We start from the raw sequence: 24186 nt of genomic DNA on the forward strand, positions 1-24186 counted from the left end.
GTCGCGCCGGAGAAATTCTCCTCCAGCTCTTCTTTCAGCCTCGAGAATTGCTCGTCGGTGAGATGCGCGCCTTCCGGCCCCGCATAGACGAGGGCGCCCGATGGCCGCGCGGAATTGTCGAGCAGCGCCTTGTTCCAGAAACTCGCGGCGTTATGCGTGTCGAGCGCCACCTGCGCGGCGGCGAGCGGTGGAAAGCCGTAATAATCGTCGAGTGGGTTGAAGAATTTGATGTGCAGGATCGGTTCGATCCCTTCGCCGCGCGTCTCGTAGCGCGCTTCCTGTCCGAGCGCGCGATAGATGAAGGCGGCGGGCCAGCCGTTGCGCCCCGCCTCGATGCTCATGCGGTCGGGCCGCAGCGCGTAAAGCTCGCGCAGCTCCTCGTCGATCAGCACGGATTCGATATAGGCGTTGCCGTAAAGCAGCAGATTGGCGCAGATCGTTTCGATGAAGGAGGCGCTGGTGTCGAGCGGATTGGGGCGCTCGATGAGCGAGAGGAGCGGATGGTCGATCGCCTCCTCGCGGCCCTCATAGACGAGCCAGGGCACCGAGGCGGCGGCCTCCGCCACCATGCGCACGCAGCGATGGCAGACGGCGTTGCGCTCATAGCCTTCGCGCGTCAGCACCGTCGAATTGCGCGCGCTCCAATGCGGCTGTCCGAGCGCATGCATGGCGAGGAGCTTCGCGGCGCGCGAATATTTGGTTTCGCGCGCCGGCGTGACCGCGCTGACTAAGCGCGAGAGCAGAGAGGGCATGAAAGGTCCTTTGAAAGGAAAGCGTTTGACGCGGCGCTAAACCCTCTCCCGCTTGCGGGAGAGGGTGGCCCCACGAAGCGGGGTCGGGTGAGGGCCCTCATCCGTCGCCACTTCGTGGCGACACCTTCTCCCGCACGCGGGAGAAGGAGAGCCTGCAATGCTTCGCTAAACCCGCCGCATCCGCGGCTCGGGCGCCTTGGGCGTCAGCGCCAAAGCCGTGATCGCCCAGACCAGCGCGTCGAGCCGGTCGGGACTGCGCCCCGACGAAAGTCCGTCGGCGCCGAAATCGCACATCTCGTCTTCGAGCGCCGGAAAGGCGCCGACATGTTTGACGCGGCCTTGTTCGTAAAGCTGCGCGACCGGCGCGGCGCGCAAATATTTGCCGCGCGTCGCCCGCGCCATCGTCACCGGCGCCGAAGGATCGGCTTCGTTGAGCACGGCGCGCACCATTTCGCCGCCCTGATTGACTTCGGCGACAAGCGCGTCGGCCGAGAGCTTGTGATAGAGCGCGATCGCCGCACGCGCCCATTGTCCCGGCCGCGCCGCCGACAATGTCGCATCGGCGAGAACATAGAGCATTCCGGCCTGTTCGATCCCTGCCGCAACGATCCCGCAATTGTCGGCGCGCTTGCCGGAACTCGCCGGCGGATCGACCGCGACGACGATGCGCTTGAGCGGCGGCGCCTCATGGACGCGGGCGCGCTCCAGCATGTCGCGCGTCCACAGCGCGTCCTTGCGCTCGTCGAGGATTTCGCCGTCGAGCTCCTGACGTCCCAATCGCGTGCCGGCATATTGAGCGACGACGCTTTCCAGAAACGACGGCGCAAGATTGGCGGCGTTCTCGCGCGTCAAGGCGCGCGTCACGACGCTCGCCGGATTGGCGATCAGCTCCTTGAGGAGCGGCAGCGGACGCGGCGTCGTCGTGACGAGCTGACGCGGCCAGTCGCCGAGACGCAGGCCAAATTGCAGCATGTCCCATGTCTCCCTGGCGTAGCGCCATTTGGCGAGCTCGTCACACCAGGCGGCGTGAAACTGCGGCCCGCGCAGGCTTTCCGGATCTTCCGCCGAAAACGCCTGCGCGACGGCGCCCGAGTCCCAGACGACACGCTTTCGCGTCGTCTCCCAGCGCGGCCGCTCGCGCGGCGAATGCACGGCGAGCAGGCCGGAGACGCCCTCGACCATCACTTCGCGCACGTCGGCCGCCGTCTCGCCGACAAGCGCGATGCGGCCGAGCGGTCGCATTGAAAATTGCGCGCGTCCGAGCGCCAGCGCTTTCACCCATTCGGCGCCGGCGCGGGTCTTGCCCGCGCCGCGCCCGCCAAGGATCAGCCATGTGCGCCAAGGCGCGCCGCTCGCGGCCAGGTGCGGCGGCCATTGATCGCGCCGTGCGACGAATTCCCACTCGTCGAGAAGCCGCGCCAGTTCTCTCGCGCTCAGACCTTCGAGCGTCTCATTCAGTCGGCCCTGCGCCGCGCAGGCGCTCAAGCCGTCGAGCAAGCTCCGCGCGGAGTTCGGCCAATTCGCGGGGCGGCGCGTCGCCGCCTCGCTCGCTCGCGGAGGGGTCGCTGTCATCGTCGGCGTCGTTCTCTCTATCCTCGTGCTCGCGTCGCATGCGCTTCAATTCGGCGAGCGTCTTGACGAGGCTTGCGAGCGTGCGGGCGCTCGCCTCGATGGTCTTTGGCGCATGTTTGGCGAGCGCCGCTTCGGCGCGGGCGAATTCCTGTTCGACGGCGTCTTCGAGCCGCGCGATGAGCCGGCCCGCGTCGCGCGGCTTCTTTGCGGCAAGCGCAGCCTCTTGCGGCTTTTTCGGCGCGCAGGCGGAGGCGCGCAGCGGCCAGCCGTGAATTTCGCGAAAGCGGCGGAACTGCCCGACGCTCATGCCGAGCAGTTCGAGAATTTCGCCGATGGGCGTGACGCTCGAGTCATAGAGAAGCTTCGCCTGCGCGATCTTTTCATCGCAGGGCGGGACGGATTTGGCCGCCATCAGCCAGTCTCCGAAGGGTTGGCGACTTAGGGTTTGCTTTGCTGAAGCGTTGGCGCGCTGTCATTCCCGACAGGCCGAAGGCCTGATCGAGAACGCAGAGTCACAAACATTGTGGGCGTCTGTTGCGCCGTTCTTGCCTCGGCGCTCCAAAAAAATCCCCTCGGCTCAAGACGCGAAGCGTCCTAAAGCGCGAGGGGACGGGAAGACGCGGGGGAACGGGAGGAGAGGACGCCGCGCCGGTAAACTCGTTCGCGCCGCTCAAGCGCAATTTTGGAGCATGGCGCTTTTCTATAGGACCAACGTCCTGCTGTCAAGGAATAAAATCATAAAAGTTGGGCAAGAGCACCGGCGCGGCGAATCGTGTGGAGGCCAATGAAGCGCCTGACGCGCGAAGCCGGAAAAGCCCCGACGGGATTGAGGCCGTGGTGGGTCAGCGCCGGCGAATGTGTTTTTGTTGGGCGAATGGTTAACGAAGGAGCGCTTAGAAATCCGCCGCCGACGCCACGGCTGTTCACGCTGAAAAACCCCCTCGCTGCGAATGAGCGCCCTTGTCAACAGAGATTCATCGAGCCGTTGCAAGACCGGGCGCGGCGAACTGGCGCTATTGGCGATTCGCGCGGTCGGGGTTTGCTTGACGGCGCTGGTCTTTACTCGCGCCGCGCGATCGGCGGAATCAACAGGGGAGCGCCGAGGAAGAGTCGACTCTAGAATGGCGCGACGCTAAAAAAACACATTTTGACGGGTGGGGGCTTCATGCGGATATTGATTGGCGCGGCGCTCTGTTGGGCGTTGGCGGGATGCAGCGTCTATATGGCGACGAAGCAGCCGGACGCAAAGAATGTCGATTTGTTCACGGTTGGGACGTCCAGGACGCTGATGCTGGCGGAATTCGGCATGCCCGCCGCAACCGAAACCAAGAACGGCCGAACATATGAAATTTTTAAATTCGTGAACGGCTATTCAGCGGGGGCGAAAGCGGGACGCGCCGTTTTTCACGGCGCCGCCGACGTCGTGACGCTGGGGTTATGGGAAGTCGTGGGGACTCCGACGGAAGGCGTATTTTTCACCGGCGACGAAATGGTCTTCCGCGTGAGATACGACAAGGACGATCGAATCGACGAAGTCGTCGCGCTGAAGCGATAGCCAGATCCATTTGATGGATGTCCGCGCAAAATTGCCGGCGATCCTCGGTCGGCTGCGCAAAAGTATATCCGAATAAGTCCCGCATTTGAGAAATTCGTCCGCAAAGCCAGTTCACCATCGCGCCTTCTTCGGCCAGCGTTTCGGCCACAGCCTGATGAAGTCCGGCAGATCGTCGGTCTCGACGTCGTCTTCGCCGGCCTCGATCCGGCCGCGCGCCGACACGCCGGCGCGAGAGACGCTTTCCGGATCGCCGGAGATCAGCGGGTGCCAGGGCGGCAGCGGCTTGCCCCGAAAGCGCAGCAGATAGGCGCAGGTCGGCGGCAGCCAGGGAATATCAGCAAGTTTCTCCAGGGTGAGCCGCACACAGTCCGGCACGTAGCGCCGTCGCCGCGGATAGTCGCCGCAGCGGCAGCTCTGCTGGTCCAGCAGTTTGCAGGCGACGCTCGTGTGATAGATCGCGCCCGTGTCCTCGTCTTCGAGCTTCACCAGACAGCAGCGGCCGCAGCCGTCGCAGAGCTGTTCCCACTCGGCGCGGGTGAGGTCCGAAAGCGGCTTTTCCCAGAATGGCGTCTCGGTCGGCGCGGCCTCGACCGGGAGGGCGCGCCGCGAAAAACTCGAATCCGGTTTTTCGGCGCGCTCGACGCTTTTAAACCCGGTCACATGATTCGGATTCGGGCGGTTCCTCCCGCCTGCAGCGTGATCTGGGGCATTTTTGCCTTTTTTTAACGCCATCCTTCTCTTTCGACTTGCGCTTTGCGCGACAGAAACCATAACGCAGTGTGGGTCGCGCGGACTGTCGTCAAGATGGTTAAAAAAGTGTTAATGTCCACAATGCGCCGATAAGTCTTATCGGCGCGGGGAGCAATTGAGCTGTGTTGGAGCGTTTCCAGGCTTCTGCTTTCGCCAAGCGCTTGAGGCGCATCCTGCTCGCGATCGATGCGCTGATCGATTCCGCCATGTTCCAGAGCGGGCGGCGCGCCCGCGAACTCTATGAGGATTTTTCGACCTTCATGGAGCGGTTCCATGTCACCGGCCTTGCCCGGGTTGGCGTGGAGCTCTCTTGCGAGGCGCTGACGCTCGGCCTCGGCGCCGGCGTCGTCGCCATGGCGCTCGCCTCCTCGGCGTTCCAGATGACCAGCGACGAGAATTGGCTCAAGCAGACCGATCTCGCCGTCACCTTCCTCGATCGCTACGGCGCGGAAGTCGGCCAGCGCGGCATCAAGCACGACGACGCCGTGCCGCTCGATCAATATCCCGATTATCTTATCAAGGCGGTGCTGGCGACGGAAGACCGCCGCTTCTACGAACATTTCGGCATCGACGTGATCGGCACGCTGCGGGCGCTCACCGTCAATGCCCGGTCATCGGGCGTGGTGCAGGGCGGCTCCTCCATCAGCCAGCAGCTCGCCAAGAATCTTTTCCTTTCGAATGAGCGCACCATCACCCGAAAGATCAACGAGGCCTTTCTGGCGCTGTGGCTCGAGCATCATTTGACGAAACGGGAAATCCTCAAGCTCTATCTCGATCGCGTCTACATGGGCGGCGGCGCCTTCGGCATCCAGGCGGCGGCCGAATTCTATTTCGGCAAGTCGGTCAAAGACGTCACGCTCTCCGAGTCGGCGATGCTCGCGGGCCTGTTCAAGGCGCCGACGAAATATGCGCCGCACGTCAATCTGCCGGCGGCGCGCGCGCGCGCCAATGACGTCTTGAACAATCTCGTCGACGCCGGCTTCATGACCGATAGCCAGATCATCGCGGCGCAGCGCAGTCCGGCGACGCCGATCGACCGCGCCCGCGAGACGAGCCCCGACTGGTATCTCGATTACGCCTATGGCGAAATCCGCAGGTTCGCGCAGGACGGCAAGCTCGGCGACAATCGCGTGCTTAGCGTGCGCACCACGCTCGATTCCAACGTCCAGAAGCGCGCCGAAGACGTCATCGAAACCAATCTGCGCGAGCAGGGCCGCAGCTTCCGTGTCAAGCAGAGCGCCGCGGTCGTCGTGGAGCCGGACGGCGCCGTGCGCGCCATCGTCGGCGGCCGGGATTATGGCGCAAGCCAGTTCAACCGCGCGACCGACGCCGCGCGCCAGCCGGGCTCCTCCTTCAAGCCCTATGTCTATCTCACAGCGCTGATGACCGGCCGTTTCAAGCCGACGACCATCGTCACCGACAGGCCGACCTGCATCGGCAATTACTGCGTCCATAACTACAGCGGCGGCTATGCCGGCTCCATGCCGCTCGCCATGGCTCTGGCGAAATCCTTGAACACGATCGCCATTCAACTGTCGCAGGCGATCGGCAAGGGCGATTCCCGCATCGGCCGGGCCAAGATCATTGAAACCTGCCGGCGGCTCGGCATCACCACGCCGCTCGAAGACACGCCCTCGCTTCCGGTCGGACAGAGCGACGTGATCCTGCTCGAACATTCGGCGGGCTATGGGGCCTTCGTCAACGGCGGCAAAAAGGTCACGCCTTACGCCGCCGTCGAAATTCGCAACCGCCAGGGCGATCTGCTCTATCGCCACGACCGCGACGCGCCGCCGCAAACGCAGGCGGTGCCGTTCGACAAGGTCGTCGAACTCGCCGGCATGATGAAGAAGGTCGTCGAGGAAGGCACCGGCAGGCGCGCGCAGCTCGGCGAGGGCATCGACGTGATCGGCAAGACCGGCACCACAAATGGCTATAGGGACGCCTGGTTCTGCGGCTATTCCGGAACGATGGGCGGCTGCGTCTGGTACGGCAATGACGACAACGCGCCGATGAACAACATGACCGGCGGCACGCTGCCGGCAAGCACCTGGCACGACATCATGGCCTATGCGCATCAGGGCGCGATCTTAAAGCCGATCGTCGGCCTGAGGCCCGATCCCAAGGGCGCGACAGCCGCCGCCAACGCCAATGTCGTCAAGCCGCTCGAACTTGGCGCGCCGCAGCGTCCCGCGACCCTGTCCAAGGGCGCGATGCAGGCGCTCGAAGCGCTTCAAATGAAGATCAAGGCTGTCGGCGGCGACAAGCAGAGCGGGCTCGAAGCGCCTGAACCCGCCGCATCCGACGTCGATCGGCGCGAGGCGCAGCGCGCGAGCGGCGCCGCCGTCGGCGTCATCCGTTAAGCGGCGGGAGCGCACCCTTGGACCTCAAGCCTTACGCAAATTATCTGCGCGCCGCCTCGGCGATGATCGCCGGCGTCGGCATCGGCCTGTTTGCGACCGTCCTGTCGCTCAACGCCGGCTATGGCTTCAATTCACTGCGCGCCGGGGCGTGGACCGCCTGGCCGCATATCGGCGGCGCCGACATCGACCCTTATGCGCGGGCGGTCATCTCGCGTTCCGGAGAAGCGCCGCTCGGCCGCGATCAGGGACTGGCCTTCATCGCCCGCGCCGACTCCAATGGCGCGCCGCTCAGCGCCGAATGCGAATATCGCATTGTCGATCCCTTGCCCGCCGCGCGCTTCTGGACGATCGCGTTGGCGAGCCCCGACGGCCGGCTCCTCGCCAATCCCACCGAGCGCTACGGCTATTCCTCGGTCGACGTTCTGCGCAATGAGGGCGGCGCCTTTGAGATCGACGTCGCGCGCGAGGCGCGGCCCGGCAATTGGCTGTCGCCGGGCGGGGCGAAGGACTTTGTCGTCATGCTGCGGCTCTATGATACGCCGCTCGACATCGAGTCGGCTCCAGATCCAAATTCCTTTCCAAAAATCGTGAAACTCGGATGCGCCTGAATATTCCCGATCGCTATCTCGACCTCTTGCCGTGGCTGTTCGCGACGCTGCTCGTCGCGGGAATCGTGCATATCGTTTCGGTGCTGCTGATGCCCACGGTGGCGCCGAACGACGCGCTCGCGCGACTCGCGTCCTATGTGAAGAGCGCCGCGCCGGCGGAAGGACTGGTGATGCTGCCGCAGATGGCGCCCGGCGCCGAGACGCTGCCCTTCGAGGATCCGGCCTTCGCCGAGGCGGTCTGCGTCTATGATCTCGCCAAGGGTCCGCTGCGGGTCAAGACGAACGTCGACGGCGAGGATTTTCTCGGACTCTCATTTCACGCCACCGCCGGCCGCATCTATCATTCGATGACCGACCGCTCGGCGATCAAGGGCAAGATCGACATCGTCGTCGGCGACGCGCGCCAGATCGACGCGCTGACGAGCGCGGATGAGGGCGACGCCCCGCCGCCGCAGGAAGTGCGGCTCACGGCGCCGGCGAAGCGCGGCTTCATTCTGATCCGCTCCTTGGCCAAGCGCGCCTCCGACCAGGAGCGCGCGCGCAGCAGATTGAGCGCGATCAGCTGCCAGCGATTCGATCTGCCGCAGGGGTGAGCCACGCTGCCGATGGACCTCATCGCGTGAGCGGTTGCGCTCTGATTTTCCAGTTCACGTTATTGTCGCTACTTCGGATGATGAGGCTGTGCTTTGGTCGGTTTTCTATGGCAGCGACCGTCATGATTCCTGAGGAGAGAATTTCCGGCAAGGAAAGGATTTTCGAGATCTTCATGGGAGCTGCTGCGGTCTTGGGGCTTCTTATACCGATAGCGGGCTCAAGCGCGGATTTATGTCGTGGACCGCTTAGATTCTTTTCTGCGGCGCCCACAATTCAAGCATTTATTAAATACAAGTTTTTATCGGCGCAGGAAGTATGCTCCTTCGAGCGGCTTTTTTTGGCGTATGGTATCACTGTTATTATAGGCAGCATGTTGATTGGGCGATCAATGCCTCAGCTGCTAAACCGCCGAGCGGCCTCAAACGGTAAGCCTCCAATAAAGTTTTGGAGAGACACGATTATTGTATGTAGTTTGATTCTAGTTGGGGTGGCATTGCTGTTTTTGATCTATCAGTATGAGCCTTATGCGTCTAATCTCGATAGCATCATTGTAGCTAAAATTTGGTTTTCTACGAAATTGTCGCTTTGTGCAGGTATCTGGGTGATTGGTTTTATGTGCTTTCACGTCCTTTGGTCAATTTTCGACGACAGGGACGGTCGTGTGTAGCGTTTAAATCGTCGTGCGGCATGAGACGTCCGGCTACGCGCCCGGGCACCCGGCCTATCGGCATTATTTTTCAGGGGAGGGGCTGAAGGTGCGGCGGAGAGCCGGCGCATGCGCGGCCGAAAGCATAAGGCGCCTCAATATTACGAATTTAACGTGGCGCTCAACGTGCGCCCCCTTTCTTCAGGATTGTAAGCGAGAGGCGCTTGAAAGCGCATGCTGGTTCGCTCCTGGCTGGTCGAGTCAAAAACTGGAGGACAATACGTGGGCATCTATACCTCGCATACGAAGTTGGCCGGGACATGTATCTGGGGATCTGCGGCCGGCTTCGTTGTGTTGCTTTATATACTAGATTATCTATTTCATGTAGGGAGGATTGACTATCAATCTTTTTATTATGCGGTTGTCTTGTATTTTACTGCAGCTCTCGTTTTGATGCTCTATGCGATATTTTCTCGCGTTGACGCTCTGTACTTATCCTTCTTAAGAGCTGGTAGAAGGCTTTCGTGCGTGCAATTTACGCTGATGTTGGTGTCAATATACATGGGTTCACTATTTCTGTTTGGGATTGGTTTTTACTTTGTGGTTCCTGATTTCCCTGAACATGTTCGTCAATTTCTGGATCATGGGTCGATAAGAAGGCTAGTGGGGGAATTTTGTATGATTCCTCTGCTGGTGTCCCTGGTGGCCTTGCTTGTGTCAAACGTCTTAGCGATCCACAGAGGCGTGCGAATATGTAGGAGAATCGATGGTGGTTCTAGCTGAAGCTGGAGCCGCTTTTGGAAGCATTCGAAATTGGCGAACTGAATGAATTACAATCGTGATGACGGCGCGCAATCGTACGGACATCGTCTTGCTCGACGTCCGTCGGCGGGCCATTCGTCGACGCGAAGCCCGTTTCATTCGGGCGTCGGTTCTTGCACGAATGGGCACGATGGTTTTTTGCGTGTCGCAATGACGACTCAGATTGCCGCGTCATTCCCGGCAGGCCGCAGGCCTGATCGGGAATCCAGGAGCAAACGCCGTGCATGATCGGTTTTTTTATGGATTCCCGATCGCGCTTCGCGCGTCGGGAATGACGGCGTGAAAGCGCCATGTTGAAATTCTTATGGAGCGTCGTATGGGGCGTGGCGAAAATAATATTGATAACAGGGGCCGCGTTCGTGCTTCTGTTTCTTATTCACGCGGAGGTTAATCATTTCTTGAGATATTCTGTCTTCAAGTGCGTCGATAAGAATTTTACTTTTACTGACTCTGAGGCTATATCTCATTTTAAAAAACATATAGAATCAGAATTGTTAGGGTACTACTCATACCGCCATGCCACTATATCTTCAGACTATAATAAAATATCTCGTGGCGTAGGAGATGATCGTGAATCAGAAGACTATGGCTGGGGCGTTTCAAGGGAAGATGCGACATATCCATTTCAAGCTGACGGGATAAGCGTGGAGTTTGTTGGCAGCAATTCTTCTTACGTTCAATGCGACATGCTGGCGTGTGGGCCGATACTAGGTTGTGAAGCGCATTGACAACGGCTGCACCATTTCGTCGGAGCAGGCCATGAGCGGCATCGTTCGGCCGCGCGGGCTTCACATGAGCTTATCCGCCTTTGCCAGCTTTTTCGCCGGGAGCCGCATCCGCTCCGCTGCGTTCACATCCCTATTTTCCGGCATTTCCATTCATCAGTTTGCGGGCTGGCTTATTGGCCCTCTCGCAATTGTCGCTGCGCTTTTTTGGGTGGCGAACCATGTCGGCCGCAATGTCTTCGCGGTGAAAACCGAGAAGACCGACTGCATCCCCAACGAACGCTTCGTCAATGATCCCGACGGGCGTCCTTTTCTCGAACTGCGCTGGCTGATGGACCCGCCGGGCTGGCGCGTCCGCCTGCGCGTGCCCGCCGAATATGTGACATGGGCCGATGTCGGCTGCGAACCCGCCTTGGGACGCGGATATCCAGATCCGAACTATCGGGACGTCTATGTGCATGGGTTCAGCATCGGAGTCGATCTGCCGGATTTCACGGTCCTGCAACCGACCGATCGACACATCCGACGTCGAGGGCTCGACAGGACAAAGATGATTGTGAGCGTGGATTCCGAAGTAAAAGTGCAGGGCGGGGAGGCTGAAAAGGTTCGAGTGATTCAAAAAAATTTCTATAACACACAGCGGATTTTTCTTGATCCAGAAAGCGTGTCTTTGAAATCTAGAAACCTGACGGTTGGCCCAAAGCCGGACAAGTTCAATTTGAAGCGCGTCGGCGTCATAGGAGATATGAGCCGCTACAAGACCGAGCTCGGTGGGGCTGAGGCCGTCGATTTCTATTATGTCGACAGAAAACCGATTGATCTATGGTTCGAGTGTCAGGCGGAAGAAATCAAGGATCACACGGAAGACTCGGGATGGGATCGCCGCCCCGAATGCCAGATGTTTTTTCGCTATGCGCGCCTGGACGCTGTGATCACAGCCGAGTTTCCACGAATATTCATGCCGATGTGGCCGGAGATCAAGCTGAAGCTGGAACGGCTGTTGGACACGTTCGAAATTGGCGAACTGAATGAAGGACAATTGTGATGACGGCGCTCAATCGTACGGACATCGTCATGCTCGACGCCTGTCGGTTGGCCATTCGTCGACGCGAAGCCCGTTTCATTGGGGCGCCGGTTCTTGCGTGAATGCATGCGATGGCTGTTTGCGGAGTCCGGCGACGAGCCTCGAGCGTGCTCCGCCCTATAAAGAGATTGATTATGATAGATAATCGCGATGAATCCCCGATCGCCCCAAAAGCTCGTCGCACGCGCGAAGAACGGAATTTGGGCCATTTTATTTTGACCGTCACATTACTCGGCCTTGTTCTCCCACTCTATATCTCGCCTGGTATCGACGTATGCTTTTCAAATCTGAGATGGCTTTCATCTCTCAAGCGTGTTCAAGATTTAATCAGGTTGAACATAGTGACCGCTACAGAAGCTTGCTCCTTAGATTGGCTTATACTTGTTTATTATTTTATGTGGATATCGGGTATGATTTTTTTTATGTATCTCGCGCGAGATGCGTTACGGCGCCGCGTTGCTGCCACAAGCGTAACGCCGCGAAAACTATTAACTTGGGGCTTGCTATTCACCCTATTTTTTGTAGGTTTTAACGGCATTATTATTAGCACATTAAGTAAGCCCGCGCTGCCAATTTACGCGCAGATCAACTATATGCATGAATTGAAGGGGTTTAGACTGGCAAAAATTCTGATTTTTTTAAGTATCGGACTTGTCGCCGTTGCTATCAACCTCTTTGGCAACTTTCTGATTTTGACCAGGAGCGCTCGCGAAACCGACTAGCGCGATCGGGCGCCAGCGTTTCGAGAAGCCGCAGGGTAAGGAAATGACATCGTAAAAGCCCCTTGTCGGGCATGACATGCTGCGGGGTTGGCGCGACAGGCGCGCGCTAATTGCTGTCGCCGGGCAGACCCGGGATCGGCAGAATTTCGATTCCCTCTTCGAGCAGCGCCTTCGCTTCTTCAAATGTGGCGCGGCCGCGGATGGCGCGTCGCTCCGTCTCGCCGTCCTCCATGGCGCGCGCTTCCTCAGGGAAGCGGTCGCCGACGTCTTCGGTATGCGCGACCACCGTGTCGTGCAGTTCGCGCAGCTTCACGCGCAGATCATGCGCCGCGTCGTCGCGCGGCTTGGCGATATTGGGCGCCATGACGTCGCGCGTAATCTTCGTCGAGTCGCAGAAGGGGCAGGCGATCTGTCCTTCGGCCGCCTGCTTCTCAAATCCTGCGCTGTCGCGGAACCAGCTGTCGAAGCTGTGTCCGGCGTCGCAGATGAGGGAGTAGCGGATCATGGCGTCGCTCCGCCCGCGAGGAGCGCGTCGAGCTTTCCCTCGCCTTCGAGCGCGTGAAGCTCGTCGCAGCCGCCGATGTGCTTGCCGTCGATGAAGATCTGCGGCACCGTCGAGCGGCCGTTGGCGCGCTGGCTCATGCGCCGGCGTCCCAGCGGGTCCCACGCCACCGAGATTTCTTCAAATTCGGCGCCCTTTTGCGTCAGCAGCCGCTTCGCGGCGAGGCAATAGGGGCAGGTCGTCGTGGTGTAGATTTCGATGCGGGGGGCCATTCGCGCTTATACGCCGGCCTTCATGCGCTTGTCACGGCCCGCGCGAAGACGAGGAGATCGACGCGCGCCGCGCCCGCCTTGAGCAAAGCGCGAGTCGCGGCGTTGGCGGTCGCCCCGGTTGTCAGCACATCGTCCACCAGCACGACATTGCGCCCGTGGATGGCGTCCGCCCGCTCCGGTTCGACGCGAAAGGCGCCGGAGAGATTGGCGGCGCGCTGCGCCCGCGTCAGGCCCACCTGCGGCGCCGTCGGCTTGACGCGCTGCAGCGCCATGGTCTCCACCGGCACGGCGCTCTCGCGCGCGATCGCCTGCGCGAGAGCCGCCGACTGGTTGAACCGCCGCGCCAGAATCCGCAGCCGGTGCAAGGGGATGGGCACGATGACGTCGGCGTCGGCGAGGAGTTCGGCGCCGGCCCGCGCCATCCAGCGGCCCATCGGCGCGGCGAGCTCCAGCCGGTCGTAATATTTCAGCCGGTGCGCCAAAGCGCGGGCCTTGTCGCTGTCGTAGCGCGCGACGGCCCTGGCGCGGCCGAAGGCTGGCGGGTTGGCGGCCGCTTCCAGCGAGATCAACCCCGGCTGCGCCAGATCGCGTTCGAACGGCGTGCCGAGCCGCTCGCAATAGGGGCGCTCGATGAAGGCGATGTCGCGCCAGCACTCGGCGCAGATCGCGCCATGGGCGGCGACCGCCCTTCGGCAGACGAGGCAGGAGGGCGGATAGATGAGGTCGAGAAGCGCATGTCCCGCCCGCGCAAGGGGTCGAAGCAGACCCATGTCTCCGAGCCGCGTCATCCGAAACCTTACTCAGTAAGCCTTGCAAGAAGCTTGGCAGGCCGCTCTTTGCGACCTGATGCGCGCAAGGCGCGGCGCGAAGAACCCTTGGTCACAAATCAGGACTTGAGCACAGGCGGGACCCTAACGCATCGTAGGGGTCAGCAAAAGAATCATTGTCCAGCCGGGCGGCAAGGCCGCCATTACCGCGCCAAGCGGACCCTCAGGAGATTGACGCCCCCATGAGCGAATTCCACACGATCTTCGTCATCTCCTGCATCGCCGTGCTCGCGCCGCTGCTCAACAGAGTTCCGGCGTTTGCGCGCGCGCCGATCGTCGCCATCGAACTGTTGCTGGGCATGCTCGTCGGCCCAAGCGGGGCGGGGCTGGTGGCGGGGGATGGCGCCGTCAATTTTTTGATGGAGTTTGGCCTGGTCTATTTGTTTTTTCAGGCGGGCTTCGAGTTCAATCAGAAGGAAATAAGCGGAAAGCCGCTTCGCCTGGGACTTTTCGCATGGCTCATTTCATTGAGCCTCTCGGTCGTTATTTCCGGACTGCTTTATCTCGTTGGCCTCGTGGAGGCGCCGCTTCTCGTCGCGCTGATCTTGCCGACCACGGCGTTCGGCATATTGATCCCCGTTTTACGGCAGGCGGGGGATCTCGATAATGAATTCGGACGCTACGTCCTTGGCGTCGCGGCTATCAGCGAACTTGGACCGCTCATTCTCGCCTCGATCGTTCTGGCGCAGCACAATCATCATCTGCACCAGACGCTGTTAAGCGCGCTTTTCATCGCGCTCGGGCTTGCCGCGATCTTTTTCCTCAAGACCGCGCGTTCGGACCGGCTGGCCGAAAGCATTGTGTATTGGCTTGGCGACAGCGAGCTTCTGCCTATTCGAATCGCGCTCGTCGTTTTGCTTGGCTTCGTCTCATTCGCCGACAGGCTGGGGATGGAGCTTGTGGTCGGCTCCTATATGGCGGGCATGGCCGTCGCGGTCCTGGTGCGGGGCACCAAGGCCGAAATCCTCAATGATCGTTTGACCGCCATCGGCTCCGGTTTTTTGATTCCGCTCTTTTTTATCGAGAGCGGCGCGTCATTTGACTTTGTGGCGCTCGTCAGGAGCCCGGCGACCGTCGCGCTCTTCGCGTTTTTTTGCGTCGCTTTCCTGCTCATTCGTCTCGCGCCGCTGAATCTTTTTCGCGGGACGCTGCCCGAGCGGGACATTCCGGCGTTGGGGCTGTTGTCGTCGACCACCCTGCCGCTTGTCGTCGCGCTGACCTATCTCGGCGTCGGGAGGGGACAGATGGCGCCAGAGACGGCTTCCGCGCTTGTGGGCGCCGCGATGGTGACCGTCACGGCGTTCCCGACGCTGGCCTTCTGGCTGCGTGGAACGCGTCAGCCATCGCGCCTTGAGAGCGGCATATCGTCGATCGCTCACGCCGTCGCCGATTGGTTCTCTTCGCAAGCGTCCGCCGTGTTCGCCAAACTGCCGCCTCGATGGATCGAGACGCTCCAGGACGCCGAGCGTCGCGTCTCCGGCCTGTTCAACCGCCCTTAGCCGAGCAGGCCGCCCGCTCTGGGCGCGAGCGGATTGTCGGCGAGCGCCTGCGCGTCGGGACGGTCGGGCGCGGGGTGATTGACGAGCGCGCCGTAGAGCCCGTGGACGAAGCCCTCGTCGAGATCCTTGACGATGAAGACGATGCGCGTGCGCCTGTCCGCGTCGGGCCAAGCATCGGGCCAAGCGTCGAGGCGATGTGGCGGGTGAAAGACATGCTGCACGCCATGGATCGCCACGGGGCGCGATGGATCGTCGGCCAGCGCCACGATTCCCTTCACGCGTAACATGCGCGGTCCATGCGTGTGACGTAGAAGGTCGATGAAAATGTCGAAGGAGGCCGGCGTCAGCGGCGTCTCGGAGGAAAAGCAGAAGGCGCGGATATGCGCGTCATGCCGGTTCACATCGTGGCGATGGTCGTGGGCTTCGTGGTGATGGTCATGCTCATGGCCATGGTCATGGCCCGCGTGATCATGCGACTGCGCTGTTTCCACCGCTTCGGCGTTGAGCCATTCCTTCACGCGCGGCGTCTTGGTCGCGGGATCGTAGAGGCCGCAGTTGAGGAGCGCGTCGGGCGTCGCTTCGCCCTTGGCGGCGTCAAGCTGTAGGGCGCCCGGGTTGAGCCGCGCCAGCCGCGCCTTCAGCGCATCCACACGCTCGGCGCCTTGCGGCAGATCCGTCTTGGCGATGACGAGCCGATCCGCGACGGCGGCCTGTTTGACGGCTTCCTCATGCGCGTCGAGCGTGGCTTCGCCGTTCACCGCATCAATGAGCGTGACGACGCCGTCGAGCCGATAGCGCATCATCAGATAGGCGTGGGACATGATCGTGTGCAGGATCGGCGCGGGATCGGCGAGGCCAGTCGTTTCCAGCACGACGCGCTTGAACGGCTTGATCCGGCCGTTGTCGAGCCTCTTCAGCAGATCTTCGAGCGTGTTCACCAGATCGCCGCGGATCGAGCAGCACACGCAGCCCGAACTCATCATCACCATGTCGCCGTCGATCTTCTCGATGAAGAGATGATCGAGGCCGATCTCGCCGAACTCATTGATGAGGACGAGCGTATCGGCGAGCGCCGGCGAGGCGAGCAGTCGGTTGAGCAGCGTGGTCTTGCCGGCGCCAAGGAAGCCGGTGATGACGGTCAGCGGAATTGGCGGCGGCGCCGAGCGCGTCGCGCGACTCGCGGCGGCCTTGGTCAGATCGTTCATTCAGCGGAACTCGCGCCGGAGCTGGAGAAATTTCCTGCTCGCGGAAGGCTCGCATCATCGCCGAAAACGCCGCGCGTTTCCAGAACGAACGATCCTACGGCGATTCTCAGCTCTTGCCCGGTTCGGCGGCGGAGTGCGCCTTCGACGCCGCCGGCTTTTGCGCTGCGGCCGCTTTCGGCTTCGTCGCGCTTCTCGCCGCCTTGGGCTTGGGGGGTGGCTCCTCGGCGATGACGGCGTCGACCTTTACAGCGTCCGCCTTTGCCGCCTTGGCGGCGCGCGCCGCTTTCGCGGCCTTGGCGTGTTTGGCGCGTCGCAGCGATACCGCGTCGGGCGCGGGCTTACTGATCGGCGAGGCGCTGGCGTCGCCGGCTTCAGGCTGCGCCGCATAGGCGGCAAGATCAGGCTGCTCGCCAACCGGCGCTCCCGGCGCGCGCGCCCGCGCCACTGGACCGGCATAGCCCGGCGCGCGTCCCACATAGACGGACACGGGCTCAAAACGCGGGCGCGGCAGATGCGCGATTTCCTTGGCGTTCATCTTCTGCTGCGGAGCGCCGCCGAGCGCGTCGAGCAGCGGCACGCCAGAGCCGACTGGGACCGAAGCATCCTCGATCTCGGCCATGAATTCCGCCGCCGCCGGGCCGCGGTGGTGGCACACGGACTCGCGCAAGTCGGGCGCCGCCGTTGGGCCGGAGCTGGGCAGGGACGCCAAAGAGGCGACGGCAGCCCCGCTCTGAAAGCCGCGATCGAGCAGGGCCGCCGTCTTCGCGGTGCGCAGAATCGGATTGGGCGCGCCGAGGACGACGGCGATCAAACGCCGGCCGCCGCGTGTGGCGGAGGCGACAAGATTAAATCCGGCCGAACATGTGAAACCCGTCTTCATGCCGTCGGCGCCGGCATAACGGCCGAGAAGATGGTTGTGCGTGGGGATGATCTGCTTGCCGAGCTGCATCGCGCCGATGTTGAACAGATTGGCGTGCTCGGGAAACTGCAGGTAGAGCGCGCGGCCGAGAATGGCGAGGTCGCGGGCCGACGTGACCTGCCGCGTATCGGGCAAGCCGTTGGGATTGACCCATATCGACTGCGTCATGCCGAGGGCGGCGGAGTGGCGGTTCATCTCGTCGGCGAAGGCCTCGACCGAGCCGGACACGCCTTCGGCGATGGCGACGGCGATGTCATTGGCGGATTTCACCATCAGCATGATGAGCGCATTTTGCAGGGTGACTTCCGAGCCGGGTCTGAAGCCCATCTTGGAAGGCGCCATGCCGCATGCGCGCGGCGACATCATCACCGGCGTCTCGAGCGAGATGCGCCCCTGGCGCACCGCGTCGAGCGCGACATACGCCGTCATCAGCTTCGTCACCGAGGCGGGATACCAGGAGGCGGTCGCCTGATCATGCGAGAGCACGGCGCCCGACGCGACATCGATGACGATGGACGGGGTCGCGCGGCCGGGCGCGGCGGCGCCAAACACGATCAACAATACGCTGGCCGCCGCAATCAAAGTGGACTTCGAGAAGATCATCCGCCTAGCCCCGTTACCCGGCGCTGAACGCGCGGGATCGCATGAAACGCCATCTATATAATAGCGCCTGAGGCGCTTAGCCGGAATAGGCTTGGAATTGGGCGATTCGGGGGCGGTTGGTTATAACCTGTTAACCATCACGACAGGGAAAGCGCGCGCCCCCCTTACGGCTGAAGCGGGTGGTTTCGACGCGCGAGTTCTGGCCCGACAAGGTGATGTCTCATCAGGAACTTCAGCGCACGGGTCCAAGACTGGTCGGTTTCCCCGCGCAGATCCGTCTGTGAGATATGCGCCAGTTCTCCCGTGCGCGCGTCACGAATGCGCATTTCGAGATATTGCTCCATCACGCTGACTTTTCTAAAGAAGCAGACGAAGGACAGGTCTGCGCCAAGCCTGCGCGCAATGTCGGCGTCGCAGCCGTTGCACTTGCGCAGCCAATGGTCCTTGACCCTCTGATCCGTCGCCGCGCTTCCGTCGACGATTTCGAACAGCCCGGATTGAGTCAGGAGCTCCCGCGCCAGCGCGGTCATCCGCTGGAGGCGCGCGGTTTCTTCGGGGCTTTCCCCGGCGATCGGACCCCCGGCGGTGAAGTCGTCGAGCTCGATGTCGAAGACCGCGAGTTTGAACGGCGGGGATGATTGCGCGCGAGCGCCGATCGCGACGGCTCCGGTCGCGATTGTGATGAGCGCCGATAACAAAAGATGAGTGAGCGTCTTCTTGACCATCGCCAGGCTCCGCTGTTGCAGTTGAAGGCGTAGCTGCGCGAAGCGTTGGAAGCTTCGGCCTTTCGCCTGCGGCGGTCTGGGCATATTTCCTTTGGGCGGTCGATCAGGTCGCCGACGCGTCGCCGATAAGTCCTGCGCCGATGGCGAGCCAGACCAGATGGGCGTCGGTGCGCGCGCCGATCTTGGATTTGATCTGATAATGGTAGTTCTGAACGGTTTTCGGACTGAGATTTAAGGTGCTGGCGATGTCCTCGGTCGTTCGGCCCGACGCGACGAGCCGCAAGATCTCCGTCTCTCTCGGGCCAAGCTCATCGACGAGCGCGCGGCCCTCGCCCAATCGCTCGGCGGCGATCTCGCGCGCGACGTCGTCGCTGAGCGCCCGGCCGCCTCTGGCGACGATCGCCACGGCGCGGAGCAGCTCCGCGGCGTCGCTGCTTTTGGTGACATAGCCGGATGCGCCGGCCTCAAACGCTTTCAGCGCAAAGGCCGCGCCGCTATGCATGGTGAAGATCAGAATGCGCGCGCTCTTATCCCATTGCCTGATGTGGCGGACCGCTTCGACGCCGCTCGCGCCCGGGAGAGAAAGATCCATGATGACGATGTCGGGAGAAACCTTCCGATAGGCCTGATAGGCCTCCGCGGCGTTGGCGGCTTCGGCGACGATTCTGTAATCCGGCTGGCGCTCCAAGAGCCGCCGATATCCCTCCCGAACGATCGGGTGGTCGTCGACGAGAAGAATTGTGGTCATGCGAGCGCGAGACCTTTCATCGGCGCCGGCGCGACGGCGATGAGCGGAATGCGGGCGACGACGCGCACGCCTTTCGTGGCGTCGCTGATCGACAGACTTCCGCCAAAAGCCGCGATGCGCTCGCGAATCCCGAGAATGCCGTGGCCGGAGGCGGCGGCGAGGCGGGAGGCGTCGCCGCCGCCATCATCCTCGACCGTCAGCGCGACGAGCCCGTCGGCCGCCGCCGCGCGCTCGACGCGCAGATAGACGTTTTTCGAGTCGCCGTGCCGCATGGCGTTGGTCAGACATTCCTGCGCGATGCGATAGAGGCTCGTCGAAATCGTCTGAGGAAGGTTGGAGAGGTCGCCCGTGAGCCGCAGGTGGATGACCGCCTTTCGTCCCGCTTTGGCGTTCCAGCTCGCCGCGAGCTGGACGAGACAGGCTTCGAGCCCGAGTTCGTCGAGGTCTTGCGAGCGCAGCCGGGCAAGCGCGTCGCGCAGGGTCGTCATCATGCGCTTGGCGACGCGCCCGATTGAGCGGGCGTCCTCGGCGACGCCCGGGTCACTCTTAGCCGCCGCCGTCTCGATCGAGCCGGCGAAGGCGAGGGTCGCCGTCAGGCACTGGCCGAATTCATCGTGCAGGTCGCGGGCGAGCGCGCGGCGTTCCTCCTCCTGGACCTCGAACAGCCGCTTCGTGAGCGCGGCGCGCTCCGCCGTCGTCCGCGCCAGCCGCTCGGCAAGGTCGTTAACGGCGCGCGCGATCAGGCCGAACTCGCTTTTCGTGATGGCGTTTAGCCGGGTGGCGTAATTCCCTTGCTCCAACTGGCGCAGCCCGCGGACGATGGCCCGGGTCGGCGCCAGAGCGTGGACGATGGCGACCGCGGCCAAGAGGCAAATGCAGACCGCCATCGAGGCCGCAACGCCGACGATGATCGAGATCTGCCGCCAGGCTTGTCGGATGGCCGCGCCGGCGTCCGCCCTGACGAGGATTGCGCCGGTTTCCGGTTGCCGCACGGTCAAGGGCCGAATGATCGGCGCATGCGCGCCGAAGACGCGCTCATAGGCCGCAGCAAACCATGCCGGCGCGGCGGAGCCGACGCCCTCGAGCTGGCTGCAAAGGGTTTGCGGCTCGTCGTCCCCCGGCGCATAGCTGACGCAGACGCCCGGCGAAACGAGCTTCAAGGTCGAAAGCGACTCCCAGTCGGGGACGGGCAAAATGTTGTCACGCCGCATGCTGCCCCGCCAGCGGATGGCATACCAGTAGAGATTTTCGAGCTGGTGTGCGACGCGCTCGGCGGACGTCGCCGCTTCCGTTTCGATTGCGCGATGCGCGTCGACCATCACCCAGCCCGCGGTCAGCGTAAGGCAGATGAGGGTGATGCCGACAAGCTGCAAGACGAGCCCAACGATCAACCGCATCGGCGCATCCCCCGACAAAAAAACCCGTCGCTCAGTAGAGCAGGAATCGAAAGGAGGTCCAACGCGCATCATGCGCTTAGGCCCTGATCGGGCAAATTGCCTAGTGGCGCGCGAGCGATTTGGATTCGTTTCGAAATTTCGGCGCGGCCTGGGCGGATATGCTAATGTGACGCCCATGCGGGTTGACGAAAGCGCCAGTGACGCCCTGGATGCTGCGTCCTGGCGACCCGATTGTGGACTCGGTCGTGATCGACAAGCTTGAATTCCTCATCGCCGTCGCAAAGGAGAAGAGCTTTTCGCGCGCGGCGGAGATTTGCGGCGTCACCCAGCCCACGCTCTCGGCCGGCGTCAAGCAGCTCGAAGATTCGCTCGGCGTGTTGCTCGTCAACCGTTCCTCGCGCTTCCACGGCCTGACCGCCGAAGGCGAACGGGTGCTCGAATGGGCGAAGCGCATCGTCGGCGACGCGCGGGCGATGCGCCAGGAAGTTCGCACGCTCAAGGAAGGCCTGACCGGCCAGCTGAAGATCGCCGTCATCCCGACCGCGCTTGGCATTGTCTCGGCGCTGACGACGCCCTATCGCGAGAAGCATCCGGGGGTGCGCTTTTCCGTGATCTCCGCGTCGTCGAGCGAGGTGCTGACCATGCTCGATAATCTTGAGATCGACGCCGGCATTACTTATCTCGACAATGAGCCGCTTGGCCGCGTGCGCACGGTGCCGCTCTGCTCCGAACGCTACCGGCTGCTGACCTTCGCCGACAATCCACTTGGGAACCGCGACCGGGTGACATGGGGCGAGGTCGGTCGCATCGATCTCTGTCTTCTCACGCCGGACATGCAGAACCGTCGCATCGTCGAGCAGCTTATTCGCAAGGGCGGTTCCGAGCCCATGCCGATCCTCGAGTCGAACGATGTCATCTTGCTCTTCGACCATGTGAGATCCGGCCACTGGGCCACGGTGCTGCCGGAGAAGCTCGCGAAGACCCTAAACGTGGCGGCGCCGTTGCGGTCCATCCCCATCGTTGAGCCGGAGGCTGTGCATGAAATCGGCCTTGTGGCGCCGCAGCGCGAACCGGTGATTCCACTGGTCGCCGCCTTGGTCTCGGAGGCCAAGAAGCTTGCTGAAAGCCACACGCTCGACGGTTGATAGGATCGCCCTATCGCACAACGGATGGTCGCTATTGATCGGGCCTTGGATTTCCGGCAGTGTTCTCGGAATTAGTCTAAATAGGACGACCGCATATGCGCAACGTCCGGACTGAAAGGGAAGAAATGTCTGGCGCTGCTCAGTATAGCGACGAGCGCGCGCGGGAAATCATCGCCGCCCATATGGGTCTTGAGGGACCCGCGATGCCCATTCTGCACGCGCTTCAAAAAGAATTTGGCTATGTGCCCGACGCCGCCGTCAAGGAAATGGCCGAGGCGCTCAATATTTCGCGCGCCGAAATGCATGGCGTCGTCACCTTTTATCACGACTTTCACCGCGCTCCGCATGGCCGCCATACGCTCAAGATCTGCCGGGCCGAATCCTGCCAATCTATGGGAGCGGAGCGACAGGCGCGGGCGTTTCTCGACAAGTTGAAGCTTGACTGGGGCGGAACGACGCCGGACGGAGCCCTTTCGGTTGAGCCGGTTTATTGTCTGGGGCTGTGCGCCCACAGCCCTTCAGCGCTTTACGACGGCGAGCCGATCGGCCGCGTCGACGCTGAAATGCTTGACGAAATCGCCGCGGAGGCGCGCGACTGATGGTGAAGCTTTACATCCCGCTGGATATGGCCGCCGTTGCGATGGGCGCCGACAAACTGGCCGCCGCCGTCGCGCAAGAGGCTGCGGCCCGCGGCGAAACAGTCGAGATCGTGAGAAACGGCTCGCGTGGAATGCTCTGGCTCGAGCCCCTGATCGAGGTGGAGACTCCCGCGGGCCGTGTCGGTTATGGGCCGGCCAAGGTCAAGGACGTCGCGTCGCTGTTTGACGCCGGGCTCCTCACCGGCGGCGCGCATCTGCTGAACATCGGGATCGTCGACGAACATCCCTGGATGAAGAAGCAGAACCGCGTCACCTTCGTTCGTTGTGGCGTCATCGATCCGCTGTCGGTCGCCGAATATGAGGCGCATGAGGGATTCAAGGGCCTCACGCGCGCCTTCGAGATCGGGCCCGTGGCCGTCGTCGAAGAGGTCACGAAGTCGGGCCTGCGCGGCCGCGGTGGCGCGGGCTTTCCGACAGGCATCAAATGGAAGACCGTGGCGGACTGTCCGCCGGGCCAGAAATATGTGGTCGTCAACGCCGACGAGGGCGATTCCGGCACTTTCGCCGACCGCATGATCATGGAAGGCGATCCGCTCTCGCTGATCGAAGGCATGCTGATTTGCGGATACGCCGTCGGCGCCTCCAAGGGCTATGTCTATCTGCGCTCCGAATATCCGATCGTCGCCAAGGTCTTTCAGGCGGCGATCGAGAAGGCGCTTGAGGCGGGCTGGCTCGGCAAGAACATCAAGGGCTCGGGTTTCGACTTCGACGTCGAACTGCGCATCGGCGCCGGCGCTTATGTTTGCGGCGAGGAGACCTCGCTGCTCGAATCTCTCGAGGGCAAGCGCGGCATCGTGCGCGCCAAGCCGCCGCTGCCGGCCCATGTCGGGCTCTTCGGCAAGCCGACGGTCATCAACAACGTGCTGTCCATGGCCACCATACCGATGATCATGGAAAAGGGCGCGAAGCATTACGCCGATCTCGGCGTCGGCCGCTCGCGCGGCACCATGCCGCTGCAGATCGCCGGCAACGTTAAATATGGCGGCCTCTTCGAGACGGACTTCGGGATTCCGCTCGGCGTGGTCGTCAACGAAATCGGCGGCGGCACCCGCTCGGGTCGTCCCGTCCGGGCGGTTCAGGTTGGCGGCCCGCTCGGCGCCTATGTGCCCGTGTCGCTTTTCGACCTTCCGATCGACTATGAAGCCTTCGCCGCCAAGGACAGTCTCATCGGCCATGGCGGCCTCGTCGTATTCGACGACACCGTCGACATGTCCTGGATGGCGCGCTTTGGCATGGAGTTCTGCGCCATCGAGAGCTGCGGCAAGTGCACGCCGTGCCGACTCGGATCGACGCGCGGCGTCGAGACGATCGACAAGATTCGCAACGGCATGGACGTCGATGCGAATATCGAGCTCCTCAAGGATCTCTGCCACACGATGAAGTTTGGCTCGCTCTGTGCATTGGGCGGCTTCGCGCCGTATCCGGTCGAGAGCGCGCTTCGACATTTCCCCGAGGACTTCCGCAAGCCGGCCCTTGAAGCCGCCGAGTGAGGTAG

General features: G+C 62.3%; 24 protein-coding genes. 12 read left to right on the forward strand and 12 right to left on the reverse strand.

Annotation, left to right across the window (positions count from 1 at the left end):
* The 3 genes from ACR65W_RS05265 to ACR65W_RS05275 form a co-directional block, all read right to left on the reverse strand.
* Positions 1–752: phage portal protein (locus ACR65W_RS05265; RefSeq protein ID WP_434498156.1), on the reverse strand; the 752-nt coding region annotated here is incomplete at its 3' end.
* A gap of 165 nt (positions 753–917) precedes the next feature.
* Complete coding sequence (locus ACR65W_RS05270) at positions 918–2249, reverse strand: DNA-packaging protein (protein ID WP_434498157.1); 1332 nt, start codon at positions 2247–2249, stop codon at positions 918–920.
* Complete coding sequence (locus tag ACR65W_RS05275) at positions 2203–2736, reverse strand: hypothetical protein (RefSeq protein WP_434498158.1); 534 nt, start codon at positions 2734–2736, stop codon at positions 2203–2205. The genes ACR65W_RS05270 and ACR65W_RS05275 overlap by 47 nt, the downstream gene beginning before the upstream one ends.
* Positions 2737–3489: 753 nt before the next feature.
* Here ACR65W_RS05275 and ACR65W_RS05280 point away from each other — a divergent pair.
* Positions 3490–3879, forward strand: a complete 390-nt coding sequence (locus ACR65W_RS05280) for a hypothetical protein (RefSeq protein ID WP_434498159.1) — start codon at positions 3490–3492, stop codon at positions 3877–3879.
* A 111-nt stretch (positions 3880–3990) separates the two neighbouring features.
* Here the strand turns inward: ACR65W_RS05280 and ACR65W_RS05285 are convergent, their stop codons facing one another.
* Complete coding sequence (locus tag ACR65W_RS05285; RefSeq protein ID WP_434498160.1) at positions 3991–4539, reverse strand: YcgN family cysteine cluster protein; 549 nt, start codon at positions 4537–4539, stop codon at positions 3991–3993.
* A 212-nt stretch (positions 4540–4751) separates the two neighbouring features.
* Here ACR65W_RS05285 and ACR65W_RS05290 point away from each other — a divergent pair, with 212 nt between their 5' ends.
* The 7 genes from ACR65W_RS05290 (at position 4752) to ACR65W_RS05320 (ending at position 12190) form a co-directional block, all read left to right on the forward strand.
* Positions 4752–6989 carry a transglycosylase domain-containing protein gene (locus ACR65W_RS05290; protein WP_434498161.1) on the forward strand — a complete coding sequence of 746 codons (2238 nt, stop codon included), beginning with the start codon at positions 4752–4754 and terminating at the stop codon, positions 6987–6989.
* 17 nt (positions 6990–7006) lie between these two features.
* On the forward strand, positions 7007–7597 hold the full coding sequence (locus tag ACR65W_RS05295; RefSeq protein ID WP_434498162.1) for a DUF1214 domain-containing protein: 591 nt from the start codon (positions 7007–7009) through the stop codon (positions 7595–7597).
* On the forward strand, positions 7588–8190 hold the full coding sequence (locus tag ACR65W_RS05300) for a DUF1254 domain-containing protein (RefSeq protein ID WP_434498163.1): 603 nt from the start codon (positions 7588–7590) through the stop codon (positions 8188–8190). Before ACR65W_RS05295 ends, ACR65W_RS05300 begins: the two co-directional genes overlap by 10 nt.
* Positions 8191–8312: 122 nt before the next feature.
* A complete protein-coding gene (locus ACR65W_RS05305; protein WP_434498164.1) occupies positions 8313–8858 on the forward strand; it encodes a hypothetical protein in 546 nt (181 codons plus the stop codon).
* A gap of 1091 nt (positions 8859–9949) precedes the next feature.
* Positions 9950–10387 (forward strand): hypothetical protein, encoded by a 438-nt coding sequence (locus ACR65W_RS05310; protein WP_434498165.1) that lies wholly within the window; start codon positions 9950–9952, stop codon positions 10385–10387.
* A 31-nt stretch (positions 10388–10418) separates the two neighbouring features.
* Entirely contained in the window at positions 10419–11429 is a 1011-nt protein-coding gene (locus ACR65W_RS05315) for a hypothetical protein (RefSeq protein ID WP_434498166.1), read from the forward strand.
* Positions 11430–11602: 173 nt separating this feature from the next.
* Positions 11603–12190: a hypothetical protein gene (locus ACR65W_RS05320; protein ID WP_434498167.1), complete on the forward strand. Its 588-nt coding sequence runs from the start codon at positions 11603–11605 to the stop codon at positions 12188–12190.
* A 106-nt stretch (positions 12191–12296) separates the two neighbouring features.
* On the opposite strand, the gene ACR65W_RS05325 is transcribed toward ACR65W_RS05320, so the two are convergent.
* The 3 genes from ACR65W_RS05325 to ACR65W_RS05335 are packed head-to-tail and all read right to left on the reverse strand — an operon-like array spanning position 12297 to position 13752.
* Positions 12297–12695 carry a DUF1178 family protein gene (locus ACR65W_RS05325; RefSeq protein WP_434498169.1) on the reverse strand — a complete coding sequence of 133 codons (399 nt, stop codon included), beginning with the start codon at positions 12693–12695 and terminating at the stop codon, positions 12297–12299.
* Entirely contained in the window at positions 12692–12964 is a 273-nt protein-coding gene (gene grxC, locus ACR65W_RS05330) for a glutaredoxin 3 (RefSeq protein ID WP_434498170.1), read from the reverse strand. Before grxC ends, ACR65W_RS05325 begins: the two co-directional genes overlap by 4 nt.
* A 20-nt stretch (positions 12965–12984) precedes the next feature.
* Positions 12985–13752 (reverse strand): ComF family protein, encoded by a 768-nt coding sequence (locus ACR65W_RS05335; RefSeq protein WP_434498171.1) that lies wholly within the window; start codon positions 13750–13752, stop codon positions 12985–12987.
* A 221-nt stretch (positions 13753–13973) separates the two neighbouring features.
* On the opposite strand from ACR65W_RS05335, the gene ACR65W_RS05340 reads away from it, so the two are divergent.
* Positions 13974–15290 (forward strand): cation:proton antiporter, encoded by a 1317-nt coding sequence (locus tag ACR65W_RS05340; protein WP_434498172.1) that lies wholly within the window; start codon positions 13974–13976, stop codon positions 15288–15290.
* Here the strand turns inward: ACR65W_RS05340 and ACR65W_RS05345 are convergent.
* The 5 genes from ACR65W_RS05345 to ACR65W_RS05365 all read right to left on the reverse strand — a co-directional run bounded on the left by ACR65W_RS05345 (position 15287) and on the right by ACR65W_RS05365 (position 20887).
* A complete protein-coding gene (locus tag ACR65W_RS05345; RefSeq protein ID WP_434498173.1) occupies positions 15287–16495 on the reverse strand; it encodes a CobW family GTP-binding protein in 1209 nt (402 codons plus the stop codon). The two genes, ACR65W_RS05340 and ACR65W_RS05345, sit on opposite strands and share 4 nt — an antisense overlap.
* Positions 16496–16601: 106 nt before the next feature.
* Positions 16602–18017: a D-alanyl-D-alanine carboxypeptidase family protein gene (locus ACR65W_RS05350; RefSeq protein ID WP_434498174.1), complete on the reverse strand. Its 1416-nt coding sequence runs from the start codon at positions 18015–18017 to the stop codon at positions 16602–16604.
* A 164-nt stretch (positions 18018–18181) separates the two neighbouring features.
* On the reverse strand, positions 18182–18742 hold the full coding sequence (locus tag ACR65W_RS05355; protein WP_434498175.1) for a DUF3280 domain-containing protein: 561 nt from the start codon (positions 18740–18742) through the stop codon (positions 18182–18184).
* A 103-nt stretch (positions 18743–18845) separates the two neighbouring features.
* Positions 18846–19490 (reverse strand): response regulator, encoded by a 645-nt coding sequence (locus ACR65W_RS05360; RefSeq protein ID WP_434498176.1) that lies wholly within the window; start codon positions 19488–19490, stop codon positions 18846–18848.
* Complete coding sequence (locus ACR65W_RS05365) at positions 19487–20887, reverse strand: histidine kinase (RefSeq protein ID WP_434498178.1); 1401 nt, start codon at positions 20885–20887, stop codon at positions 19487–19489. Before ACR65W_RS05365 ends, ACR65W_RS05360 begins: the two co-directional genes overlap by 4 nt.
* A gap of 245 nt (positions 20888–21132) precedes the next feature.
* On the opposite strand from ACR65W_RS05365, the gene ACR65W_RS05370 reads away from it, so the two are divergent.
* The 3 genes from ACR65W_RS05370 to ACR65W_RS05380 all read left to right on the forward strand — a co-directional run bounded on the left by ACR65W_RS05370 (position 21133) and on the right by ACR65W_RS05380 (position 24181).
* A complete protein-coding gene (locus ACR65W_RS05370) occupies positions 21133–22032 on the forward strand; it encodes a LysR family transcriptional regulator (RefSeq protein ID WP_434498213.1) in 900 nt (299 codons plus the stop codon).
* 125 nt (positions 22033–22157) lie between these two features.
* Complete coding sequence (locus ACR65W_RS05375; RefSeq protein ID WP_123177019.1) at positions 22158–22631, forward strand: formate dehydrogenase subunit gamma; 474 nt, start codon at positions 22158–22160, stop codon at positions 22629–22631.
* Positions 22631–24181 carry a formate dehydrogenase beta subunit gene (locus ACR65W_RS05380; protein ID WP_434498179.1) on the forward strand — a complete coding sequence of 517 codons (1551 nt, stop codon included), beginning with the start codon at positions 22631–22633 and terminating at the stop codon, positions 24179–24181. The genes ACR65W_RS05375 and ACR65W_RS05380 overlap by 1 nt, the downstream gene beginning before the upstream one ends.
* The last annotated feature ends 5 nt before the right edge of the window (positions 24182–24186 follow it).

Source organism: Methylocystis sp. (genome assembly GCF_051062815.1).
In the GTDB taxonomy this organism is placed as follows: Bacteria; Pseudomonadota; Alphaproteobacteria; order Rhizobiales; family Beijerinckiaceae; genus Methylocystis.